The organism is Rhodococcus huquni (genome assembly GCF_055231055.1).
This window is the reverse complement of record NZ_JBUYWE010000001.1, coordinates 487,322-504,311: the sequence shown is the minus strand read 5'-3', so window position 1 is coordinate 504,311 and position 16,990 is coordinate 487,322. Positions and strand designations below refer to the sequence as shown.

Annotated in this window: 15 protein-coding genes; 12 read left to right on the top strand and 3 right to left on the bottom strand. The window is 65.6% G+C overall.

Going from position 1 to position 16,990, the window contains the following annotated elements:
- Window positions 1-121: 121 nt before the first annotated feature.
- From ACZI8R_RS02395 to ACZI8R_RS02350, 10 genes are all read left to right on the top strand, one after another.
- The gene (locus tag ACZI8R_RS02395) at window positions 122-535 is read left to right on the top strand and encodes a BlaI/MecI/CopY family transcriptional regulator (protein ID WP_463377946.1); all 414 of its coding nucleotides are present in this window, start codon (window positions 122-124) and stop codon (window positions 533-535) included.
- Between the two features lie 26 nt (window positions 536-561).
- Entirely contained in the window at window positions 562-1,518 is a 957-nt protein-coding gene (locus ACZI8R_RS02390; RefSeq protein ID WP_463377945.1) for a M56 family metallopeptidase, read from the top strand.
- Window positions 1,519-1,786: 268 nt separating this feature from the next.
- The gene (locus tag ACZI8R_RS02385; RefSeq protein WP_463377944.1) at window positions 1,787-3,643 is read left to right on the top strand and encodes a DEAD/DEAH box helicase; all 1,857 of its coding nucleotides are present in this window, start codon (window positions 1,787-1,789) and stop codon (window positions 3,641-3,643) included.
- Between the two features lie 145 nt (window positions 3,644-3,788).
- A complete protein-coding gene (gndA, locus tag ACZI8R_RS02380) occupies window positions 3,789-5,240 on the top strand; it encodes an NADP-dependent phosphogluconate dehydrogenase (protein WP_463377943.1) in 1,452 nt (483 codons plus the stop codon).
- Between the two features lie 76 nt (window positions 5,241-5,316).
- On the top strand, window positions 5,317-6,654 hold the full coding sequence (locus tag ACZI8R_RS02375) for a DEAD/DEAH box helicase (RefSeq protein ID WP_463377942.1): 1,338 nt from the start codon (window positions 5,317-5,319) through the stop codon (window positions 6,652-6,654).
- 51 nt (window positions 6,655-6,705) lie between these two features.
- Window positions 6,706-7,584 carry a DMT family transporter gene (locus ACZI8R_RS02370; protein ID WP_463377941.1) on the top strand — a complete coding sequence of 293 codons (879 nt, stop codon included), beginning with the start codon at window positions 6,706-6,708 and terminating at the stop codon, window positions 7,582-7,584.
- A 3-nt stretch (window positions 7,585-7,587) separates the two neighbouring features.
- Window positions 7,588-9,024: a GuaB1 family IMP dehydrogenase-related protein gene (locus ACZI8R_RS02365; protein ID WP_463377940.1), complete on the top strand. Its 1,437-nt coding sequence runs from the start codon at window positions 7,588-7,590 to the stop codon at window positions 9,022-9,024.
- Between the two features lie 362 nt (window positions 9,025-9,386).
- Window positions 9,387-10,745: a hemolysin family protein gene (locus ACZI8R_RS02360; protein ID WP_463377939.1), complete on the top strand. Its 1,359-nt coding sequence runs from the start codon at window positions 9,387-9,389 to the stop codon at window positions 10,743-10,745.
- Entirely contained in the window at window positions 10,738-11,832 is a 1,095-nt protein-coding gene (locus tag ACZI8R_RS02355; RefSeq protein WP_463377938.1) for a hemolysin family protein, read from the top strand. The genes ACZI8R_RS02360 and ACZI8R_RS02355 overlap by 8 nt, the downstream gene beginning before the upstream one ends.
- The gene (locus tag ACZI8R_RS02350) at window positions 11,832-12,716 is read left to right on the top strand and encodes a 3-methyladenine DNA glycosylase (RefSeq protein WP_463377937.1); all 885 of its coding nucleotides are present in this window, start codon (window positions 11,832-11,834) and stop codon (window positions 12,714-12,716) included. The genes ACZI8R_RS02355 and ACZI8R_RS02350 overlap by 1 nt, the downstream gene beginning before the upstream one ends.
- Window positions 12,717-12,744: 28 nt before the next feature.
- Here the strand turns inward: ACZI8R_RS02350 and ACZI8R_RS02345 are convergent, their stop codons facing one another.
- Complete coding sequence (locus ACZI8R_RS02345) at window positions 12,745-13,476, bottom strand: hypothetical protein (RefSeq protein ID WP_463377936.1); 732 nt, start codon at window positions 13,474-13,476, stop codon at window positions 12,745-12,747.
- A 48-nt stretch (window positions 13,477-13,524) separates the two neighbouring features.
- Between ACZI8R_RS02345 and ACZI8R_RS02340 the strand changes: the two genes are divergently transcribed.
- Together ACZI8R_RS02340 and ACZI8R_RS02335 are read left to right on the top strand one after the other, a co-directional pair.
- On the top strand, window positions 13,525-13,992 hold the full coding sequence (locus tag ACZI8R_RS02340; RefSeq protein ID WP_463377935.1) for an OsmC family protein: 468 nt from the start codon (window positions 13,525-13,527) through the stop codon (window positions 13,990-13,992).
- Window positions 13,989-15,020, top strand: a complete 1,032-nt coding sequence (locus ACZI8R_RS02335; protein WP_463377934.1) for a nucleoside hydrolase — start codon at window positions 13,989-13,991, stop codon at window positions 15,018-15,020. The genes ACZI8R_RS02340 and ACZI8R_RS02335 overlap by 4 nt, the downstream gene beginning before the upstream one ends.
- Here the strand turns inward: ACZI8R_RS02335 and ACZI8R_RS02330 are convergent.
- Window positions 14,999-15,940, bottom strand: a complete 942-nt coding sequence (locus ACZI8R_RS02330) for a sterol desaturase family protein (RefSeq protein WP_463377933.1) — start codon at window positions 15,938-15,940, stop codon at window positions 14,999-15,001. The two genes, ACZI8R_RS02335 and ACZI8R_RS02330, sit on opposite strands and share 22 nt — an antisense overlap.
- A 53-nt stretch (window positions 15,941-15,993) precedes the next feature.
- Entirely contained in the window at window positions 15,994-16,989 is a 996-nt protein-coding gene (meaB, locus tag ACZI8R_RS02325) for a methylmalonyl Co-A mutase-associated GTPase MeaB (RefSeq protein WP_463377932.1), read from the bottom strand.
- Window position 16,990: the final 1 nt, after the last annotated feature.

Here is a 16,990-nt window from a genome sequence, read left to right as displayed (position 1 = left end):
ATGCTTCCCATCACGGCCTTCTCGGTGCAACCGACCACTATGACCATTACCACACCCACGAATCGGAGGTTACTACCACCAGTAGTACGAATTTGTGTCGTTGGTTCCGTAGAATCGAATCATGGCTGGACTCGGTGAACTCGAACGCGCAGTGATGGAGCATTTGTGGTCGTCTCCTGAATCGCAGACGGTGCGACAGGTACACGAAGCTCTCGCGGCGCACCGTGAACTCGCCTACACGACCGTCATGACGGTTCTGCAGCGTCTCGCCAAGAAGCATCTCGTCATTCAGCAGCGCGACGACCGCGCGCACCGTTACCTCCCCGTGCACCAGCGCGAAGAACTCGTCGCCAGCCTGATGGTCGACGCGCTGCAGCAGGCGGATCAGTCCGGAAGTCGCGCGGCCGCACTCGTGCATTTCGTCGAGCAGGTCGGTGCAGACGAAGCCGACGCCCTCCGCGGCGCACTGGCTGCGCTCGAGGCGAAGGAACGCGCCGTGGGTGGAGATTCCGCCGGAAGCGTTCGCGCGAGCTGACCACGTTCATGCATGATGTGTAGTACATGAACGCCACCACCGCACTGGTATTCGGGGTACTTGCGCTGCTGCTCGCCGGGCCCGTTCCGGCGCTGCTCAGTCGCGCGAAGTGGCCATACCGCGCCCCCCGCGCCGCGCTCGTCCTCTGGCAGGCCGTAGCACTGGCAGCCGTCTTGTCGGCTTTCAGTTCGGGTCTCGCGATCGCGAGCCAATTGCTGGTCCCCGGCCCGGACGGGCGTCCCACCACTGCGCCCACCGCCGAGATCGAAGCGCTCGGTCTCCCCCTGTGGATTCTGTACGTCGTGGTGTTCGCGCTCACGCTGTTGGTCGGTGCGAAGTTGATCTTCTCGATCGTCCAGGTGGGTGTGCGTACGAGACGGCGACGCGCCCGCCACCGAATGCTGGTCGATCTGCTCGACCACTGCGACACCCAGTCTCCCCACGCGCGCACTCCCGACCTTCGCGTCATCGACGTGACCGAGCCGATCGCGTACTGCCTGCCCGGTCTTCGTCAACGTGTCGTGCTCAGTCAGGGAACGTTCACGAACCTCGGGGATTCGGAGATCAAGGCGATCCTCAGTCACGAGAGATCTCATCTCCGGGCTCGACACGACCTCGTTCTCGAAGCGTTCACGGCCGTGAACGCGGCGTTCCCGACGATTGTGCGCAGCAAGTCCGCCCTCGGTTCCGTCCAGTTGCTCGTGGAGATGCTGGCGGACGACTCGGCGGTGCGCGCCTCGAGCCCGACCGCCCTTGCGCGTGCCCTCGTGGCCTGTTCGGGATCGACTGCGCCGCGGGGTGCGATGGCGGTCGGTGGTCCCAGCACCCTGATTCGTGTGCAGCGGCTCGCGGCCGACGGACCCGATCGGCGCATTGCCGCCGGCGCATACGTGGCATCGGCGGCAATCCTCGTCATCCCCACAGTTGCCGTCGCGGTGCCGTGGCTCGTCGAACTGAGCCGATTGTTCGGTAGCGATCGCTGAGAATCTCGACGGCGGTCACTGAGAAGTAGCTCAGGTCACAACTCGATCGTTCGCGGCGGCGGTCCCGCGTCCCGTACACTGGAATACGGTCGCCAGAGCGACCCATCGAAATCAAACGGCACACAGCCCAATTCCTCGCATTCACTCCAACTGTGATTGCGTGAACGGATTGACCAGGTGACATGTGCCCTGGCTCGTCCCTTTGTGCCGGCTGCATTGTTCAGCCCCGCTCCGCGACGCGCCCTATGCCCGGAGAGGTACCTTCCGCGTGACCAACGCTGTTCAAATCAATGCTGCCCAACACACCCCTGATGAGGCAGAGAACGATCCCACCGCATCCGATGCCGGCGTCACCTTCGCCGATATCGGCCTGCCGGCCGCGCTTGTGCAAGCGCTCGCCAAGAACTCCATCACCGAGCCCTCCCCGATTCAGGCACTGGCTGTACCTGACGCGCTGAACGGGAAGAACGTGCTCGGCAGGGCCCAGACCGGCTCGGGAAAGACGCTGGCGTTCGGGTTGCCGATGTTGACTCGGCTCGCCCGCCACGAGGACCGGCCCGCCGCAAAGCGCCCCCGCGCGCTGGTGCTCGTCCCTACCCGTGAGCTCGCCTTCCAGGTGGTCGATTCCCTCAACTCCTATGCGGGTGCACTCGGACTGACCGTCCGCCCCGCCGTGGGCGGAACCCCGTTCACCAAGCAGGTCGAACAGCTCCGACGTGGCGTCGACGTTCTCGTCGCCACCCCCGGCCGTCTCGGAGATCACCTGCGTCAGGGCACCTGTGTCCTGGACTCGATCGAGATCACCGCGCTCGACGAAGCCGATCAGATGGCGGACATGGGCTTCCTGCCCGAGGTTCGCGCGGTCCTCGGTGAGACACCCGCAGACGGACAGCGGATGCTGTTCTCCGCCACCCTCGACCGGGAGGTCCAGTCCCTCGTTCGTCAGTTCCTGCCCGACCACGTGCAGCACTCGACCGCGGACGGCCGCGCGAGCGTCAACACGATGGATCACTACGTGCTCCTCGTCGACCGTGGACAGAAGGACGACGTGCTCGCCGAGATCGGCGCACGTGACGGACGCACGATCATGTTCGCGCGCACCAAGCTCGGCTGTGAGGGCATCACCGACCGGCTGCGCGCCGTCGGTATCGCGGCCGAGGCGCTGCACGGCGGCAAGGCGCAGAACCAGCGCACCCGCGTGCTCGAGCGTTTCAAGACCGGGCGCACCCCGGTTCTGGTGGCGACGGACGTCGCTGCCCGCGGCATCCACGTCGACGGAATCGACCTGGTAGTTCACGTCGATCCGCCGGCTGATCACAAGGATTACCTCCACCGCGCCGGGCGTACCGCTCGCGCCGGCGAGAAGGGCACCGTGGTCGCCATCGTGCTGCCCAATCAGAAGCGCACTTTCCGGCGCCTCACCGGCATGGCCGGTGTCGACGCCACTGCCGTTCCCGTGCGCCCGGGCGACGAGAAGCTCGCCACGATCACCGGTGCCAAGGCGCCCAGCGGTGAGCCGATTCGCGAACGCGCCGACCGCGGCGAGCGGTCGTTCGGCAATCGGGGACCGCGCCGAGATTTCGGTGGCAACCGTGGCGGATATCAGGGTCGAGGCGAGGGTGGTGGACGTCGATTCGACGACCGCGGACCGCGTCGTGACTCCGGCGACCGCCCCAACCGGAGCTTCGGCGACCGGCCGGCTCGCGGCTTCGGGGACCGTCCCGCTCGCGACGACCGTCCCGCTCAGAACAACCGCCCCTTCCGTGACGACCGCCCCCGCCGTGACGACCGCCCGCGTCGCGACGATCGGCCGTTCCGGGACGACCGTCCCCGCCGTGACGATCGTGCGCCCCGTCGCGAGTTCGGATCTGCCGACCGCGGTGGATTCCGGCGTGACGACCAGCGTTCGAGCGGTCCGCGCGAGTTCGACAACCGTCCGCCGCGCCGCGAGTTCGGTGACCGCGATCGCGATTCCCGCGGTCCTCGTCCGGAGGGCCGCCGTGACGATGCGGGCCGCCGTGACGACCGCCGGTCGGGCAACACGAGTGGCGGTGGATTCCGCAGCCGCACCGAGCGTCGCAACTACGACGGATTCGACGGGCCCGCCCGCTCGCGTCGTAGCTGACCGCACGTCAGGTTCTTCAGCGCCGTTCCCCTTCGCTCCCGGGTGTGTTTGGCTGGGTCACGACAATTGATCGCGTAATTTCCCGACCCGATTTCGAAGTCCCCCCGGATTTCGAATCCCAGGAACGAAGGGGAAAGCTGTAGGTATGACGAACAACAACACGGAGGCTGCCCGCGCCCAGATCGGCGTCACGGGTCTGGCCGTCATGGGTTCCAACATCGCGCGCAACTTCGCACGCAACGGGCACACCGTCGCACTGCACAACCGGAGTGTCACCAAGACCGATGCACTGCTCGCGGAACACGGCTCCGACGGAGACTTCGTGCGTACCGAGTCGATCGAGGAATTCGTGGCCGCGCTCGAGAAGCCACGTCGTGTCCTCATCATGGTCAAGGCCGGTGACGCCACCGATGCGGTGATCGAGGAGCTTGCCGGCGCAATGGAAACCGGCGACATCATCATCGACGGCGGAAATGCGCTGTACACGGACACGATCCGGCGCGAGGCATCGTTGCGTGAGCGCGGTCTGCTCTTCGTCGGTGCCGGCATCTCGGGCGGTGAGGAAGGCGCACTGAACGGGCCGGCCATCATGCCCGGTGGCCCCAAGGAGTCGTACGAGGCGCTCGGACCTCTCCTCGAGTCCGTCGCCGCGCAGGTCGACGGGACGCCGTGCTGCACGCACATCGGCCCGGACGGCTCCGGACACTTCGTCAAGATGGTGCACAACGGCATCGAGTACGCCGACATGCAGCTCATCGGTGAGGCGTACAACTTGTTCCGCGACGCGCTCGGCTACGACGCCGACGCGGTCGCGGACGTGTTCACCGAATGGAATTCGGGGGAACTCGAGAGCTACCTGGTCGAGATCACCGCCGAGGTGCTGCGTCAGAAGGACGCGAAGACCGGCAAGGCGCTCGTCGACGTCATCGTCGATGCGGCGGAGCAGAAGGGCACTGGCCGCTGGACGGTGAAGTCGGCTCTCGATCTCGGTGTTCCGGTCACGGGCATCGGCGAGGCTGTCTTCGCGCGTGCGCTGTCCGGTGCCCGTGACCAGCGTAAGGCCGCAGTGGGCCTGGCGTCGGGCACGCTCGCCGACAAGCCTGCCGACGCAGCACAATTCACCGAGGACATTCGTCAGGCGCTGTACGCGTCGAAGGTGGTGGCGTACGCGCAGGGATTCGACCAGATCGCCGCGGGTAGCGCGGAGTACAACTGGAACGTGCACCCGGCGGACCTGGCGACCATCTGGCGCGGCGGCTGCATCATTCGTGCGCGTTTCCTCAACCGCATCAAGGATGCGTACGACGAGAACCCACAACTGCCCAGCCTGATTCTGGCCCCGTACTTCCGCGAGGCCATCGAGACCGCGATCGACAGCTGGCGTCGGGTGGTGTCCACCGCGACGCTGCTCGGCATCCCGGTGCCGGCGTTCGCGTCGTCGCTGTCCTACTACGACGCGCTGCGCGCAGAACGGCTGCCTGCCGCGCTCACTCAGGGGCAGCGGGACTTCTTCGGCGCGCACACCTACGAGCGCACCGACGCAGAAGGCAAGTTCCACACGCTGTGGAGCGGCGACCGCTCCGAGGTCCAGGCTTGATCCAGGAACTCCTACGCGCCGGCCGGACACCAGTACGGGTGCCCGGCCGGCGCGTCTGCGCGCGAGACCTGCCGGCGTGACCGGCTCGGAGGTGTCATTCGCTTCTCTCGGCGTGCCGCCCGTGATGGTGCATGCGCTGCGGGAAGCCGGAATCCGCTCCTCCTTCCCCATCCAGGCCGCCACCATTCCCGATGTTCTCGCCGGGCGCGATGTTCTCGGCCGAGGACCCACCGGTTCGGGGAAGACACTCGCATTCGGGCTTCCGATGCTGGTTCGGTTGCGCGGGTCGGCGAGCCGTCCCGCCTCGCCGAAGGGTTTGATTCTCGCGCCGACGCGAGAACTGGCCCTCCAGATCGAACGCGAACTCGACGGCCCGGCGCTGTCGGTGGGAGTTCGCATCGCCGCATTGGTCGGCGGCGTACCCATGAAACGGCAGGTCGACCGCCTCACTCGCGGCATCGACCTCGTCGTCGCCACACCGGGTCGGCTCGTCGATCATCTGGGCAAGGGCTCGATCTCGCTCGACGACATCGTCATCACGACGGTGGACGAGGCCGACCACCTGGCCGAGTTGGGGTTCGTCCCGCAGATCCGAACCATCCTGGACGCCACCCCAACCGGCAGCCAGCGCCTGCTGTACTCCGCGACACTCGACGGTGACGTCGACGCACTCGTCGACAGCTACCTTCGCGACCCCGTATCGCATACGACGACCACGGTGCAGGCGAATGTGCCGACCATGGACCACTACCTGTTTCACGTCTCCACGGCGGACAAGTTCGCCGTGGTCGCCCACATCGCGTCCCGCGAGGGTCGAACACTGTTGTTCGTGCGTACCCGCGAGGGGGTCGACGAACTGGCAGCCCATCTCCACTCCGTCGGGGTACCGGCGGGCGCCCTGCACGGAGAGAAGAGCCAGAACCACCGGAACCACATGTTGGCGTCGTTCGCGGACGATCCGTCGGGGGTCCTCGTCTGCACCGATGTCGCCGCACGCGGGATCCACGTCGACGACGTCTCGCTGGTGCTCCACGTCGACCCGCCACTCGAGTCCAAGGACTACGTACACCGGGCAGGCCGTACGGCACGCGCCGGTGAATCGGGCACGGTGATCACTCTGGTCACCGAAGACGAACTCCCACTCGTGTCACAGATGCTGCGACGCGCGGGTATCGATATCGCCGGCTTCGATGTGACACCCGGCGACCAACGGACGCGCTCGATCACGGGCGCGAGGCGCCCGAGTGGGATCCCGGTACCGGCGGCTCCTGTCACCTCCGAGCCGGCTGCGACGACACCGAGGCGCAGCGCGCAACGCGGGCGGCGACCCGACTTCCGCGGCGGATCGCCGCGGAACGGCCGGGAGGCCACACGTCGCTCCTCGCCGCGACGCAAGGGCAGAGGCCCTCGCTGACACTTCCGTGTTCGCCCGTGTGACGGTGACCGAAAGTGCCACACTTGTTCGATGACGCTTCCCCTGGCAGCGGTCGCGTGCGGACTGGTCGCCGCGCTCTTGTTCGCGTGCGCTTCGGTGGCGCAGCAGTCCGCGGCAGCACAGGTACCGGAGGGCGACGCCCTCGTGTCCACCCTGATCCGTAATCCGCGTTGGTGGGCCGGGGTGATCGGTGACGGTGGCGGCTACCTGATGCAGGTCGTCGCGCTGTCTCTCGGGTCCGTGATGTTGGTGCAGCCGCTGCTCGTGTCGGCGCTGTTGTTCGCGCTGCCACTGTCGGCCCGCTTCGGTACGCACCGGATGACCCGCAACACCTGGATACTCGCAGTGGGTCTCACCCTCTCCCTCGCAGTGTTCCTGATCGTCGGCGATCCGACCGAAGGCAATATCGACGCGCCCACTCGCGAGTGGTTGCTGCCTCTCGCGGCGGTCCTCGTGGTGATCGTCATAGCGGTCGCCGCCGGACTCGCACCGATCGGCGCCGGTTGGCGGGCCTTGGCGCTGGGAGCGGCCGCCGGAGTCTGTTACGGCGTGGCAGTCGCACTCACCAAATACGTGGTGGAGCTCCTCTCCCACGGGTTGTGGGAAGTGGTCACGAGTTGGCAGGTGTGGGTCCTCGTGACCTCCGGGATTGTGGGCGTCTACCTGCAGCAACGAGCCTTTCAGGTGGGTCCGCTCTCGGCGTCCCTCCCCGCCCTGACGATCGGTGAACCGATCGCGGCCGTGTTCCTCGGTATCACCGTTCTGGACGAACGCCTTCGCACCGACGGATTCGGTCTCCTACTCGTAGTGATCGCCGTCGTCGTCATGTTGGTGACGACGATCGGACTGTCACGCTCGGAATCGGACACGGGTCCGAGCGAGGCCGCCCACACGTCTGTAGCCTCGTGAATCGTGAACTTCCTCGAAGGCCATGCCCCGCAGTACGACCTCACGTACGACGACGTGTTTCTCGTCCCCAACCACACCGAGGTCACGTCGCGTTTCGACGTGGATCTCGCGACCGTCGACGGATCGGGCACGACGATTCCCCTCGTCGTTGCCAACATGACCGCGGTTGCCGGTAAACGAATGGCGGAAACTGTCGCGCGGCGCGGCGGGCTGGTAGTCCTCCCCCAGGATCTTCCGGCGCACGCCGTGGCCGAGACGGTGTCCTTCGTCAAGAGCCGCAACCTCGTTGCCGACACTCCGGTGACGTTGGGCCCCGATGCAGCGGTGTCCGACGCCCTCGCACTGATCTCGAAGCGAGCGCACCGCGCCGTCGTGGTCGTGGAGAACGACCGTCCGGTGGGTGTCGTGACGGAAGCCGCGTGCGCCGACGTCGACCGCTTCACCAGGCTCGATGCGGTCGCGATCCGCGACTTCGCCACCGCTCCCGTCACGGCATCCTCGCGTGAGGTGTTCGCGCTTCTCGAGTCCCGCCACGATCCACTCGCCGTTCTGGTCCACGACGACGGCACCCTCGCCGGTGTGCTCACCCGGACCGGTGCTGTGCGCGCCGGGATCTACGACCCTGCCGTCGATGCGAACGGTGCGCTGCGCGTGGCCGCGGCAGTCGGAGTGAACGGGGACGTCGCGGCCAAGGCGAAGACCCTCGTCGACGCCGGGGCCGACCTCCTGGTCCTCGATACGGCGCACGGCCACCAGCAGAAGATGATCGACGCGCTTCGCAACCTCAAATCGCTCGACCTCGGCGTGCCCATCGTCGCGGGCAACGTGGTGTCGGCAGCGGGAACCCGTGATCTCGTGGAAGCCGGTGCCGACATCGTGAAGGTCGGTGTCGGACCGGGCGCGATGTGCACGACGCGCATGATGACGGGAGTAGGCCGTCCGCAGTTGTCCGCTGTGCGTGAGTGCGCCGCCGCAGCCCGTGAACTCGGTGCCCACGTGTGGGCGGACGGCGGCGTCCGCCACCCGCGTGACGTAGCGCTCGCTCTCGCCGCCGGTGCGTCGAACGTCATGATCGGTTCGTGGTTCGCCGGCACCTTCGAATCGCCCGGCGACCTCCACGTCGATCAGGCCGGCAACGCCTACAAGGAAAGCTTCGGCATGGCGTCGAAGCGGGCAGTGGCCGCACGCACGGCTACCGACAGCGCATTCGATCGCGCCCGCAAAGCGCTGTTCGAGGAAGGCATCTCCAGCTCTCGCATGCGCCTGGACCCCGAGCGGCCCGGCGTCGAAGATCTGATCGATCACATCTGCTCCGGAGTCCGCAGCACCTGCACTTACGCGGGCGCGCGAGATCTCGAGGAACTGCACGAGAAGGCAGTCCTCGGCATTCAGTCCGCGGCCGGGTTCGCGGAAGGACGCCCGCTGCCGTCGGGTTGGTGAGATCCCGCAGCCACGGAATCCGGTGGCCGTCGGTAACATGACTTGGTGAAACCGCTGCCGAACCCGGCGGCGGTTCCACGTTCGGTCTCGTCGCGAGGTCCGATCCCCGTTCACGGGGCGGTCGCGCTTTCGAGCATGACAGGAAGGAACCAGGTGCCCGCGGCACCCACTATCACAGCCAGTACGACCTCCCTCGAGGTCGGTACCTCCCCTGATGTCGTCGTTTCCGACGGATCCGTTTCGGCCGACGCCGATTCCGATTCGGCCGGATCGGAGGGGCCCTCTACCGAGCCGGGAGACAAACCCGGCGCCCTCCCCTCATCCGTCTCACCTCACGTTCTCGGTCCGGTCGGTGACCACCGATGAACATCTTCTTCACCATCCTGAGTCTTGTCGGGTTCATCGCCCTCACGGCAGGCACCGCACTGTTCGTGGCCGCCGAATTCTCACTCACGGCTCTCGAACGCAGCACGGTGGATGCAGCCGCTCGCGACGGAGACCGCCGGTCACGGCAGGTCCAGCACGCGCACCGCACACTGTCCTTTCAGCTGTCGGGCGCGCAGCTGGGTATCACCATCACCACCCTGATCACCGGCTATCTCGCCGAGCCCGTTCTCGCTCGTTTCATCACACCTGTCCTCGAAGCAGTCGGTGTGGGCGAATCGGCAGCCTCGACGGCGTCCCTGATCCTCGCACTGGTGCTCGCCACGTCGATCTCGATGATCTACGGCGAGCTCGTGCCCAAGAACCTGGCCATCGCGCATCCATTGCCGGTGGCACGGTCCACTGCAGGACTGCATTCGGGGTTCTCCGCCGTCTTCAAATGGGCGATCAACGGATTGAACGGCGCCGCCAACTGGATGGTGCGCAAGTTCGGGATCGAGCCGGCCGACGAATTGCGTTCGGCTCGGTCGCCACAGGAACTGGGCTCGCTCGTCGACACGTCCGCCGAACGCGGGGCGATCGACGAAGAGACGGCTCTTCTGGTCAATCGCTCACTCCGATTCGGTGACAGGTCGGCGGAGGAACTGATGACCCCCCGCGTGAAGATCGAAACGCTCGCAACAACGGATACCGTTGCCGACCTCATCGATCTCGCCTCACAGACGGGCTTCTCCCGATTCCCCGTCGTGGACGGGGATCTGGACGACACGGTCGGCGTGGTGCACATCAAGCACGCGTTCACGGTGTCCGCAGAGCGTCGACGCACCGCCCGGCTGAACACGCTGGCGCAGAAGGTCCCGATCGTGCCCTCGAGTCTCGACGGCGATTCCGTCATGGAACGAGTGCGAGCGGACGGCATGCAGGTGGCGCTCGTCGTCGACGAGTACGGCGGCACCGCCGGCATGGTCACCATGGAGGACCTGATCGAGGAGATCCTCGGTGACGTCCGCGACGAGCACGACGAACCGGAAGTCGACGTGCAGCGCGCCGGCGACGGCTGGTCCTGCTCCGGGCTGCTTCGCATCGACGAGGTGTCCGACACCACCGGGTACACCGCACCCGAAGGCGAGTACGACACCTTGGGCGGCCTGGTGCTGACGCACCTGGGCCGGATCCCGGACGAAGGGGACAGCGTCGAGCTGCCCACCGTCGACCAGGGTTCACGGGCGGGCCGCTGGGTCGCGACCGTCACCCACATGGACGGCCGCCGTATCGACCGGGTGATTCTGATCCCGCTACCGCCGTCGTCCGACGAATCGGGAGACTCCGATGAATAACCTGTTCGGAGTTCTCCTCACCTTCGTGTTGCTCGCCGGAAACGCCTTCTTCGTGGGGGCCGAGTTCGCTCTGATCTCTGCTCGGCGTGACCGACTCGAAGCCCTCGTCGCGCAGGGCAAGAAGCGAGCCGTCGCGGTCATCAAGGCAGGCGAGAACCTGTCGCTGATGCTGGCGGCAGCGCAGCTCGGCATCACGATCTGCTCGATTCTGCTCGGCAAGGTCGCCGAACCGGCGATCGCGCACCTGCTCGAAGTGCCCTTGCATGCGATCGGGTTGCCCGACAGCTTCCTGCATCCGGTGTCGTTCACCGTCGCGATCTCGTTGGTCGTGGTGTTGCACATTCTGCTCGGCGAGATGGTTCCCAAGAACATCGCGTTGGCAGGGCCGGAGAAGGCAGCGATGCTGCTGGTGCCGGTGCACCTTATGTTCATCAAGATCGCGCGTCCGATCATCGCGTTCTACAACCTCGCCGCGAACCTCACCCTGCGCATGTTCCGGGTGGAGCCCAAGGACGAGCTGGACGTGACTGTCTCGACCGTCGAACTGTCCGAGATGATCGGTGAATCCCGGTCCGAGGGCCTGATAGACGCGGAGGAGCATCGGCGGCTGACGCAGGCGCTGGACACGACCGACCGCACGGTCGGCGAGGTGATGATTCCGCTCTCGGAGGTTCGGACCGTGCCCCTCGTGGGCGGCGGAACGAGGCTCGGTGACATCGAACAGGCCGTCATCGAAACCGGCTACTCGAGGTACCCGGTGCGGGACGAGAACGACCTGCCGGTGGGCTATCTGCACCTCAAGGACGTGCTCGACGACATCCTCGACGAGTCGGCGGGTCCGGACACGGTGATACCCACATCCGATATCCGACCTCTCCCCCGGTTGTCGTCTGCATTGCCGATGTCGGATGCGTTGGCCGGGCTTCGGCGCGCCAGTGCGCACCTGGGTGCGGTGACCGACGCTTCGACAAAGGCGGTCGTCGGCATCATCGCGTTGGAGGACCTGGTCGAGGAGTACGTCGGAACCGTCCGCGACGGAACGCACCGCGTCAAGGGTGTGAATCCGGGGAACAGCACACCGAACTGATGACCAGTAGTTCCCGCGAGGCCACCTTGGTGCTCGGTGACGACGAGTGGATGGCTCGTCGAGATCGTCACCGCGCCAGGGTGGCCTCGGTCATCGGGCCGTTCCTCGAACGGCGCGCCGCCGGGGCAACTCACCCGGTGCACGACTTCCTCTTCACCTACTACAGCTACCGCCCCAACCAGCTCCGGCGATGGCATCCGGGTTACGGCTACGCCCTCGCCGGCGACAGCGCGCAGGACTATCTGCGCTACGGCGGCTACGTCGCGGACGGCGATACAGTCACGGTCGGATCCGAGATGCGTGACCGGCGGCTCTCGACGGTGCGATTCGTGCGTGATCTGCTGACTGCGACGGCGCAGCGCTCGCCGAATCTCGGCTGCTTCGGACTGCACGAATGGGCCATGGTGTACCGGGCGGACGAGGAGATTCGGCACGAACGAGTGCCCCTCCGCCTCGGTCACGAGGGCACTGACGCGGTAGTAGAGTCGATGAACCTTCGTTGCACCCACTACGACGCATTTCGCTTCTTCACAGACGAGGCGGCGCCGCGCAACGCCCTACCCCTCGAGCGTGCCGATCAGATCGAGCGGGAACAGCCTGGGTGCTTGCACGCCGGCATGGACCTCTACAAATGGGCGTACAAGCTGGCACCGCTCGTCGGCTCGGAGTTGATCATGGATTGCTTCGAACATGCGCTGCGTGCCCGTGAACTGGACATGCGGGCGAGTCCTTACGACCTGCTGGCCTACGGGTACGAACCGATTGCGATCGAGACGCCCGCCGGTCGTGCCGAATACGTGCGTCGGCAAACCGAACTCGCCGGCATGTCCGCCGGTCTGCGCGAATCGCTCCTACAGCGGTGCCGATCGATCATCGGAGACTAGTCGCGCCGATTCCTTATGTGGGAGTCGATCAGAATCTCCGAAGATAATTGGGCGGTTTCGGGTTGACCTTGTCGCTGTCCCAGGCGATTCCATCGTCGGCGTGGACTCGGAAGGCTTCCAGATCCGGGTTGTCGACGATCGCAGCTATGCACTCTTCGGCCCCGCCCACGTACGTGGCCATCAGGTCCTCGTCGCTCGAGACACACCATGCACGGTCCTCCGGCCACCACATCGAGGGTGAGATGTCGTTGAGCTCCTTGTCGGTGGCCGTGACCTCGTCGACCACAACGAAGTACTCGCGGTTGCGGGCGTGCAGACGTCCACCGGCCTCGCGTAGATCGTCGAGCGCTGTGTGCCCCTCCCAGAGGGCGTACCAGCACGACTGCGGTGTGCTGGTGTGCCGGGCGAGTATGGAACTCGTGGTTGCCTCGTCGACCGCGTCGATATCCCCGATGGATGGCTCCCTGTCCCAGATGCCTGGTTGTCCACGAACATCGGATTCGTTCGGGATCAGGAAACCCCATTCGACCAACGGGTGCATGGTGCGGGCGTTCGCCCCAGCGACCTCGGCCCACCGGACACGTTCACGAGACGGGCCGGAACCATCTCGGCGGCGATACGCAGGGTGAAGGATCCGTGCATAGGCGTCGAAGGTGTCGGGAAGAATCGACCCCACCCCGTGGTCACCATGAGCCTCGAGGAGTGGACCGATCCACTCGCCAGCCGACACCTGGGTCGAAAGATCCGCAGCAGTCCACATACGAACACGATTCCACGGAAGGTGCCCCGCGTCGGGCAGTATGGACGCGTGAAGTCACATACCTATTCGGTCGACGTTGCCTGGACCGGCGATCGCGGTACCGGAACCGACGGATATCGCAGCTACGGCCGTGATCACGTCGTCTACGCCGCCGGGAAGCCCGATCTTGCAGGTAGTGCGGATCCCTCGTTCCTCGGTGACCTGGAACGGTGGAATCCCGAGGAGCTACTCCTCGCTGCCCTCTCGCAGTGCCACATGCTGTGGTACCTCGGGATCGCCGCTGCCTCGGGTGTAGTGGTCGTGGCGTACACCGACAATCCGACCGCCGCGATGTCCGAGAACCCGGATGGTTCGGGCGAATTCACCGAAGCGGTCCTGCAGCCTGTCGTCACCGTCGCGGACGAGTCGATGGTGGCTGCTGCGGAGACGTTGCACGCGAAAGCTCACGCCAAGTGCTTCATTGCTCGCTCGGTGAAGTTCCCGGTGCATCATCGCGCGACGGTGGAGGTGCAGTGAGCGGCACCCGTCTGATTCTCGATGTCGACACCGGTATCGACGACTCGTTGGCCTTGCTCTACCTTCTGGCCAGCCCCGAAGCGGAGATCGTGGGAATTGCCTGCACCGCAGGCAATGTCCCGGTGGAACAGGTGGTCGCGAACAACCTCAACTGGCTCGGGGTGTGCAGCGCGCCGGAGGTCGAGGTCGCAGTAGGAGCGCGAGTACCGCTGGCGTGCCCGTTGCAGACGACGGAGGAGACGCACGGCCCGCAAGGCATCGGGCATGCGGTACTCCCCGAATCAGGTCGTCGACGGTCCGATCGGAACGCCACCGAGATGTGGGTCGACCTGGTACGTCGCCACCCCGGAGAACTCGTCGGACTGGTCACCGGTCCGCTGACGAATCTTGCACTCGCAGTGCGTGAAGAGCCCCGTCTCCCCCACCTGTTGAAGCGGCTCGTGGTGATGGGCGGCGCTTTCAACCATCCGGGCAATACGACCCCGACGTCCGAATGGAACGTGGCGGTCGATCCCGAGGCCGCGAAGGAGGTGTTCGACGCGTTCACCGGGCTGCCCGAGGAGCGGCGGCCGATCGTGTGCGGTCTCGACGTGACGGAAACGATCGAGATGACCCCCGCCCACGTTCGTCGCCTTGCCGAAACAGCAGGGAGCGCACCGGACGAGGTCATTTCACCGGACGACGACCACGACGTGCGCTCGACCGCGAGCAACACCGTCGTTCGTCATCTGTCGGATGCGATCCGCTTCTACATGGACTTTCATCGGGCCAATGACCAAGGGTTCCTCGCGCACATGCACGACCCGTTCGCCGCAGCCGTGGCGTTGAACCCGTCGATCGTGACCACCCGGCCCGCCACCGTCGACGTGGAACTCGATGGCCGGCTCACCCGTGGCACGACCATCGCGGACTGGACGGGCCACTGGGGCCGCCCCGCCAACGTGGACGTCGCGATCCGGACCGATCCGGCGGCCTTCTTTGCGGACCTGATCGACCGAGTCGGCCGCTACGCCCGATCAGTCGGCTGAGTCTGCGCGACAGAGTCACCCGTCGACGTCTTCACAGCGCCTGGGCCGGGCGAGTCGGCTTCACGAGCCTGCCGTGGCAGCCATCCCGGCGGGGCGAAGATGTAGCTGAGCTTGTCGCGGAACCGCGGGGTGACGCGGACGTCGCGAATGATGTTGGCGAACTCGCCGTACTGCAACTTCAGCACGTTGTACGTACCGACCGGGGTAGTCAGTCCGTACTTCGGTCGATGCAGTTCCTGCTGGAACGTGCCGAACATGCGGTCCCAGACGATGAAGATTCCGCCGTAGTTCTTGTCCAGGTATTCCGGGTCACTTCCGTGATGGACGCGGTGGTGGGACGGAGTGTTGAACACGAACTCGATCGGCCGCGGGAACTTGCCGACAGTCTCCGTATGAGTGAAGAACTGGTAGATCAAGTTGACCGCGAACACGACGTAGATCGTCCAAGGCGCAAAGCCCAACAACGGTAGGGGCGCCCAGAATACGGCTTCGAACCAAGGGTTCCACTTCTGTCGGAGCGCAGTGCCCAGGTTGAAGTATTCGCTGGAGTGATGCGCTTGGTGCGCGGCCCATCCGATTCGTACTCGATGGGAGAAGCGGTGGTTGCAATACCAGGCGAAATCGACGACGACAGTGAGCAGTACCCAACTCCACCAGTTATCGGTGGGTATGTGCCAGAGCGCAACGTACTCCCACAAGAATACGAAGACCACGAGCGTCGCCGTCTTCAAGATCAGCGAAAACACCAACGACCCGAGTCCCATACTCACGCTGGTCCGGGCGTCCCTGGCCAGATAGCCGGTCGCCTCGTCGTGGCCTCGATCGCGCAGCGTTGCCACTTCGACTGCCATCGACAGGATGAAGACCGGCAGAGCGTAGAGAATCGGGGTGTTGATCTGATCCCATACCGTCGACAGCATGCGGCCTCCTCCAATCGACTGATGCGCAACTTACCGAGTAGTCAGCCGATCGTTCAGTGCTTTGCACCGTCGAATGCGTCGAGGATCGCCGCCGCAGCAAGCGCTGCCGTGAGTGAACCATCCCGAACCTGCTGCTCCACATCGGCTTTGATCTCTCGGACCCGAGGGTTCGACGACAGCCGGCGTAGCAGTTGGTCGTTCACCATGGTCCAGGTCCAGTCGACCTGTTGACGTCGGCGGTTCTCTTCGAACTGTCCCGCTTCCGACAGAACTTCGCGGTGTCGGCAGACGGTGTCCCAGAACTCCTCGAGGCCGATGCCTTCCAACCCGCTCATGGTGATGACCGGTGGCGTCCAGACAGCGTCGTGTGGGTGAATCAGACGAAGTGCGCCTGCCAGCTCGCGGGCCGCACCCTTCGCCTCCCTCTCGTGCTTTCCGTCGGCCTTGTTGACCGCGACGAGGTCGGCGAGCTCGAGAACACCCTTCTTGATGCCCTGCAGTTGGTCGCCGGTGCGGGCCAACGTGAGGAAGCAGAAGCAGTCGACCATGTTGGCGACTGTCACCTCGGACTGACCGACCCCCACCGTTTCGACGAGGATCACGTCGAAGCCGGCGGCTTCGAGTAGCACGATGGTTTCGCGGGTCGCCTTCGCGACGCCGCCCAACGTCCCCGAGGTGGGCGACGGCCTGATGTACGCGTCCTTCTCGACGGTCAGCCGGGCCATGCGCGTCTTGTCGCCGAGTATCGAACCACCGGTGCGGGTGGACGACGGATCGACCGCGAGAACGGCAACCCGATGCCCCTTCTCGATCAGGTGCATCCCCAGCGCGTCGATGAACGTCGACTTGCCGACTCCGGGGACACCCGTGATCCCGATCCGGTGGGCGTTACCGGCCTCGGGCAACAGCTCCAACAGGAGCTGTTGTGCCGCATCACGATGGTCGGTTCTCGTGGACTCGAGCAGGGTGATGGCCTTCGCCAGGCCCGCGCGCTGGTTGCCGCGAACGGCTTCTGCCAGCGCACCGATGTCGACTGGAGGACGCCCCATG

What these genes read in the sequence shown, in the direction of transcription:
- ACZI8R_RS02360 (WP_463377939.1), top strand. Translation starts at nt 9,387, where the DNA reads ATGAACATCTTCTTCACCATCCTGAGTCTTGTCGGGTTCATCGCCCTC.
- ACZI8R_RS02390 (WP_463377945.1), top strand. Translation starts at nt 562, where the DNA reads ATGAACGCCACCACCGCACTGGTATTCGGGGTACTTGCGCTGCTGCTC.
- meaB (WP_463377932.1), bottom strand. Translation starts at nt 16,989, where the DNA reads ATGGGGCGTCCTCCAGTCGACATCGGTGCGCTGGCAGAAGCCGTTCGC.
- ACZI8R_RS02345 (WP_463377936.1), bottom strand. Translation starts at nt 13,476, where the DNA reads ATGTGGACTGCTGCGGATCTTTCGACCCAGGTGTCGGCTGGCGAGTGG.
- ACZI8R_RS02355 (WP_463377938.1), top strand. Translation starts at nt 10,738, where the DNA reads ATGAATAACCTGTTCGGAGTTCTCCTCACCTTCGTGTTGCTCGCCGGA.
- ACZI8R_RS02350 (WP_463377937.1), top strand. Translation starts at nt 11,832, where the DNA reads ATGACCAGTAGTTCCCGCGAGGCCACCTTGGTGCTCGGTGACGACGAG.
- gndA (WP_463377943.1), top strand. Translation starts at nt 3,789, where the DNA reads ATGACGAACAACAACACGGAGGCTGCCCGCGCCCAGATCGGCGTCACG.
- ACZI8R_RS02330 (WP_463377933.1), bottom strand. Translation starts at nt 15,940, where the DNA reads ATGCTGTCGACGGTATGGGATCAGATCAACACCCCGATTCTCTACGCT.
- ACZI8R_RS02395 (WP_463377946.1), top strand. Translation starts at nt 122, where the DNA reads ATGGCTGGACTCGGTGAACTCGAACGCGCAGTGATGGAGCATTTGTGG.
- ACZI8R_RS02370 (WP_463377941.1), top strand. Translation starts at nt 6,706, where the DNA reads ATGACGCTTCCCCTGGCAGCGGTCGCGTGCGGACTGGTCGCCGCGCTC.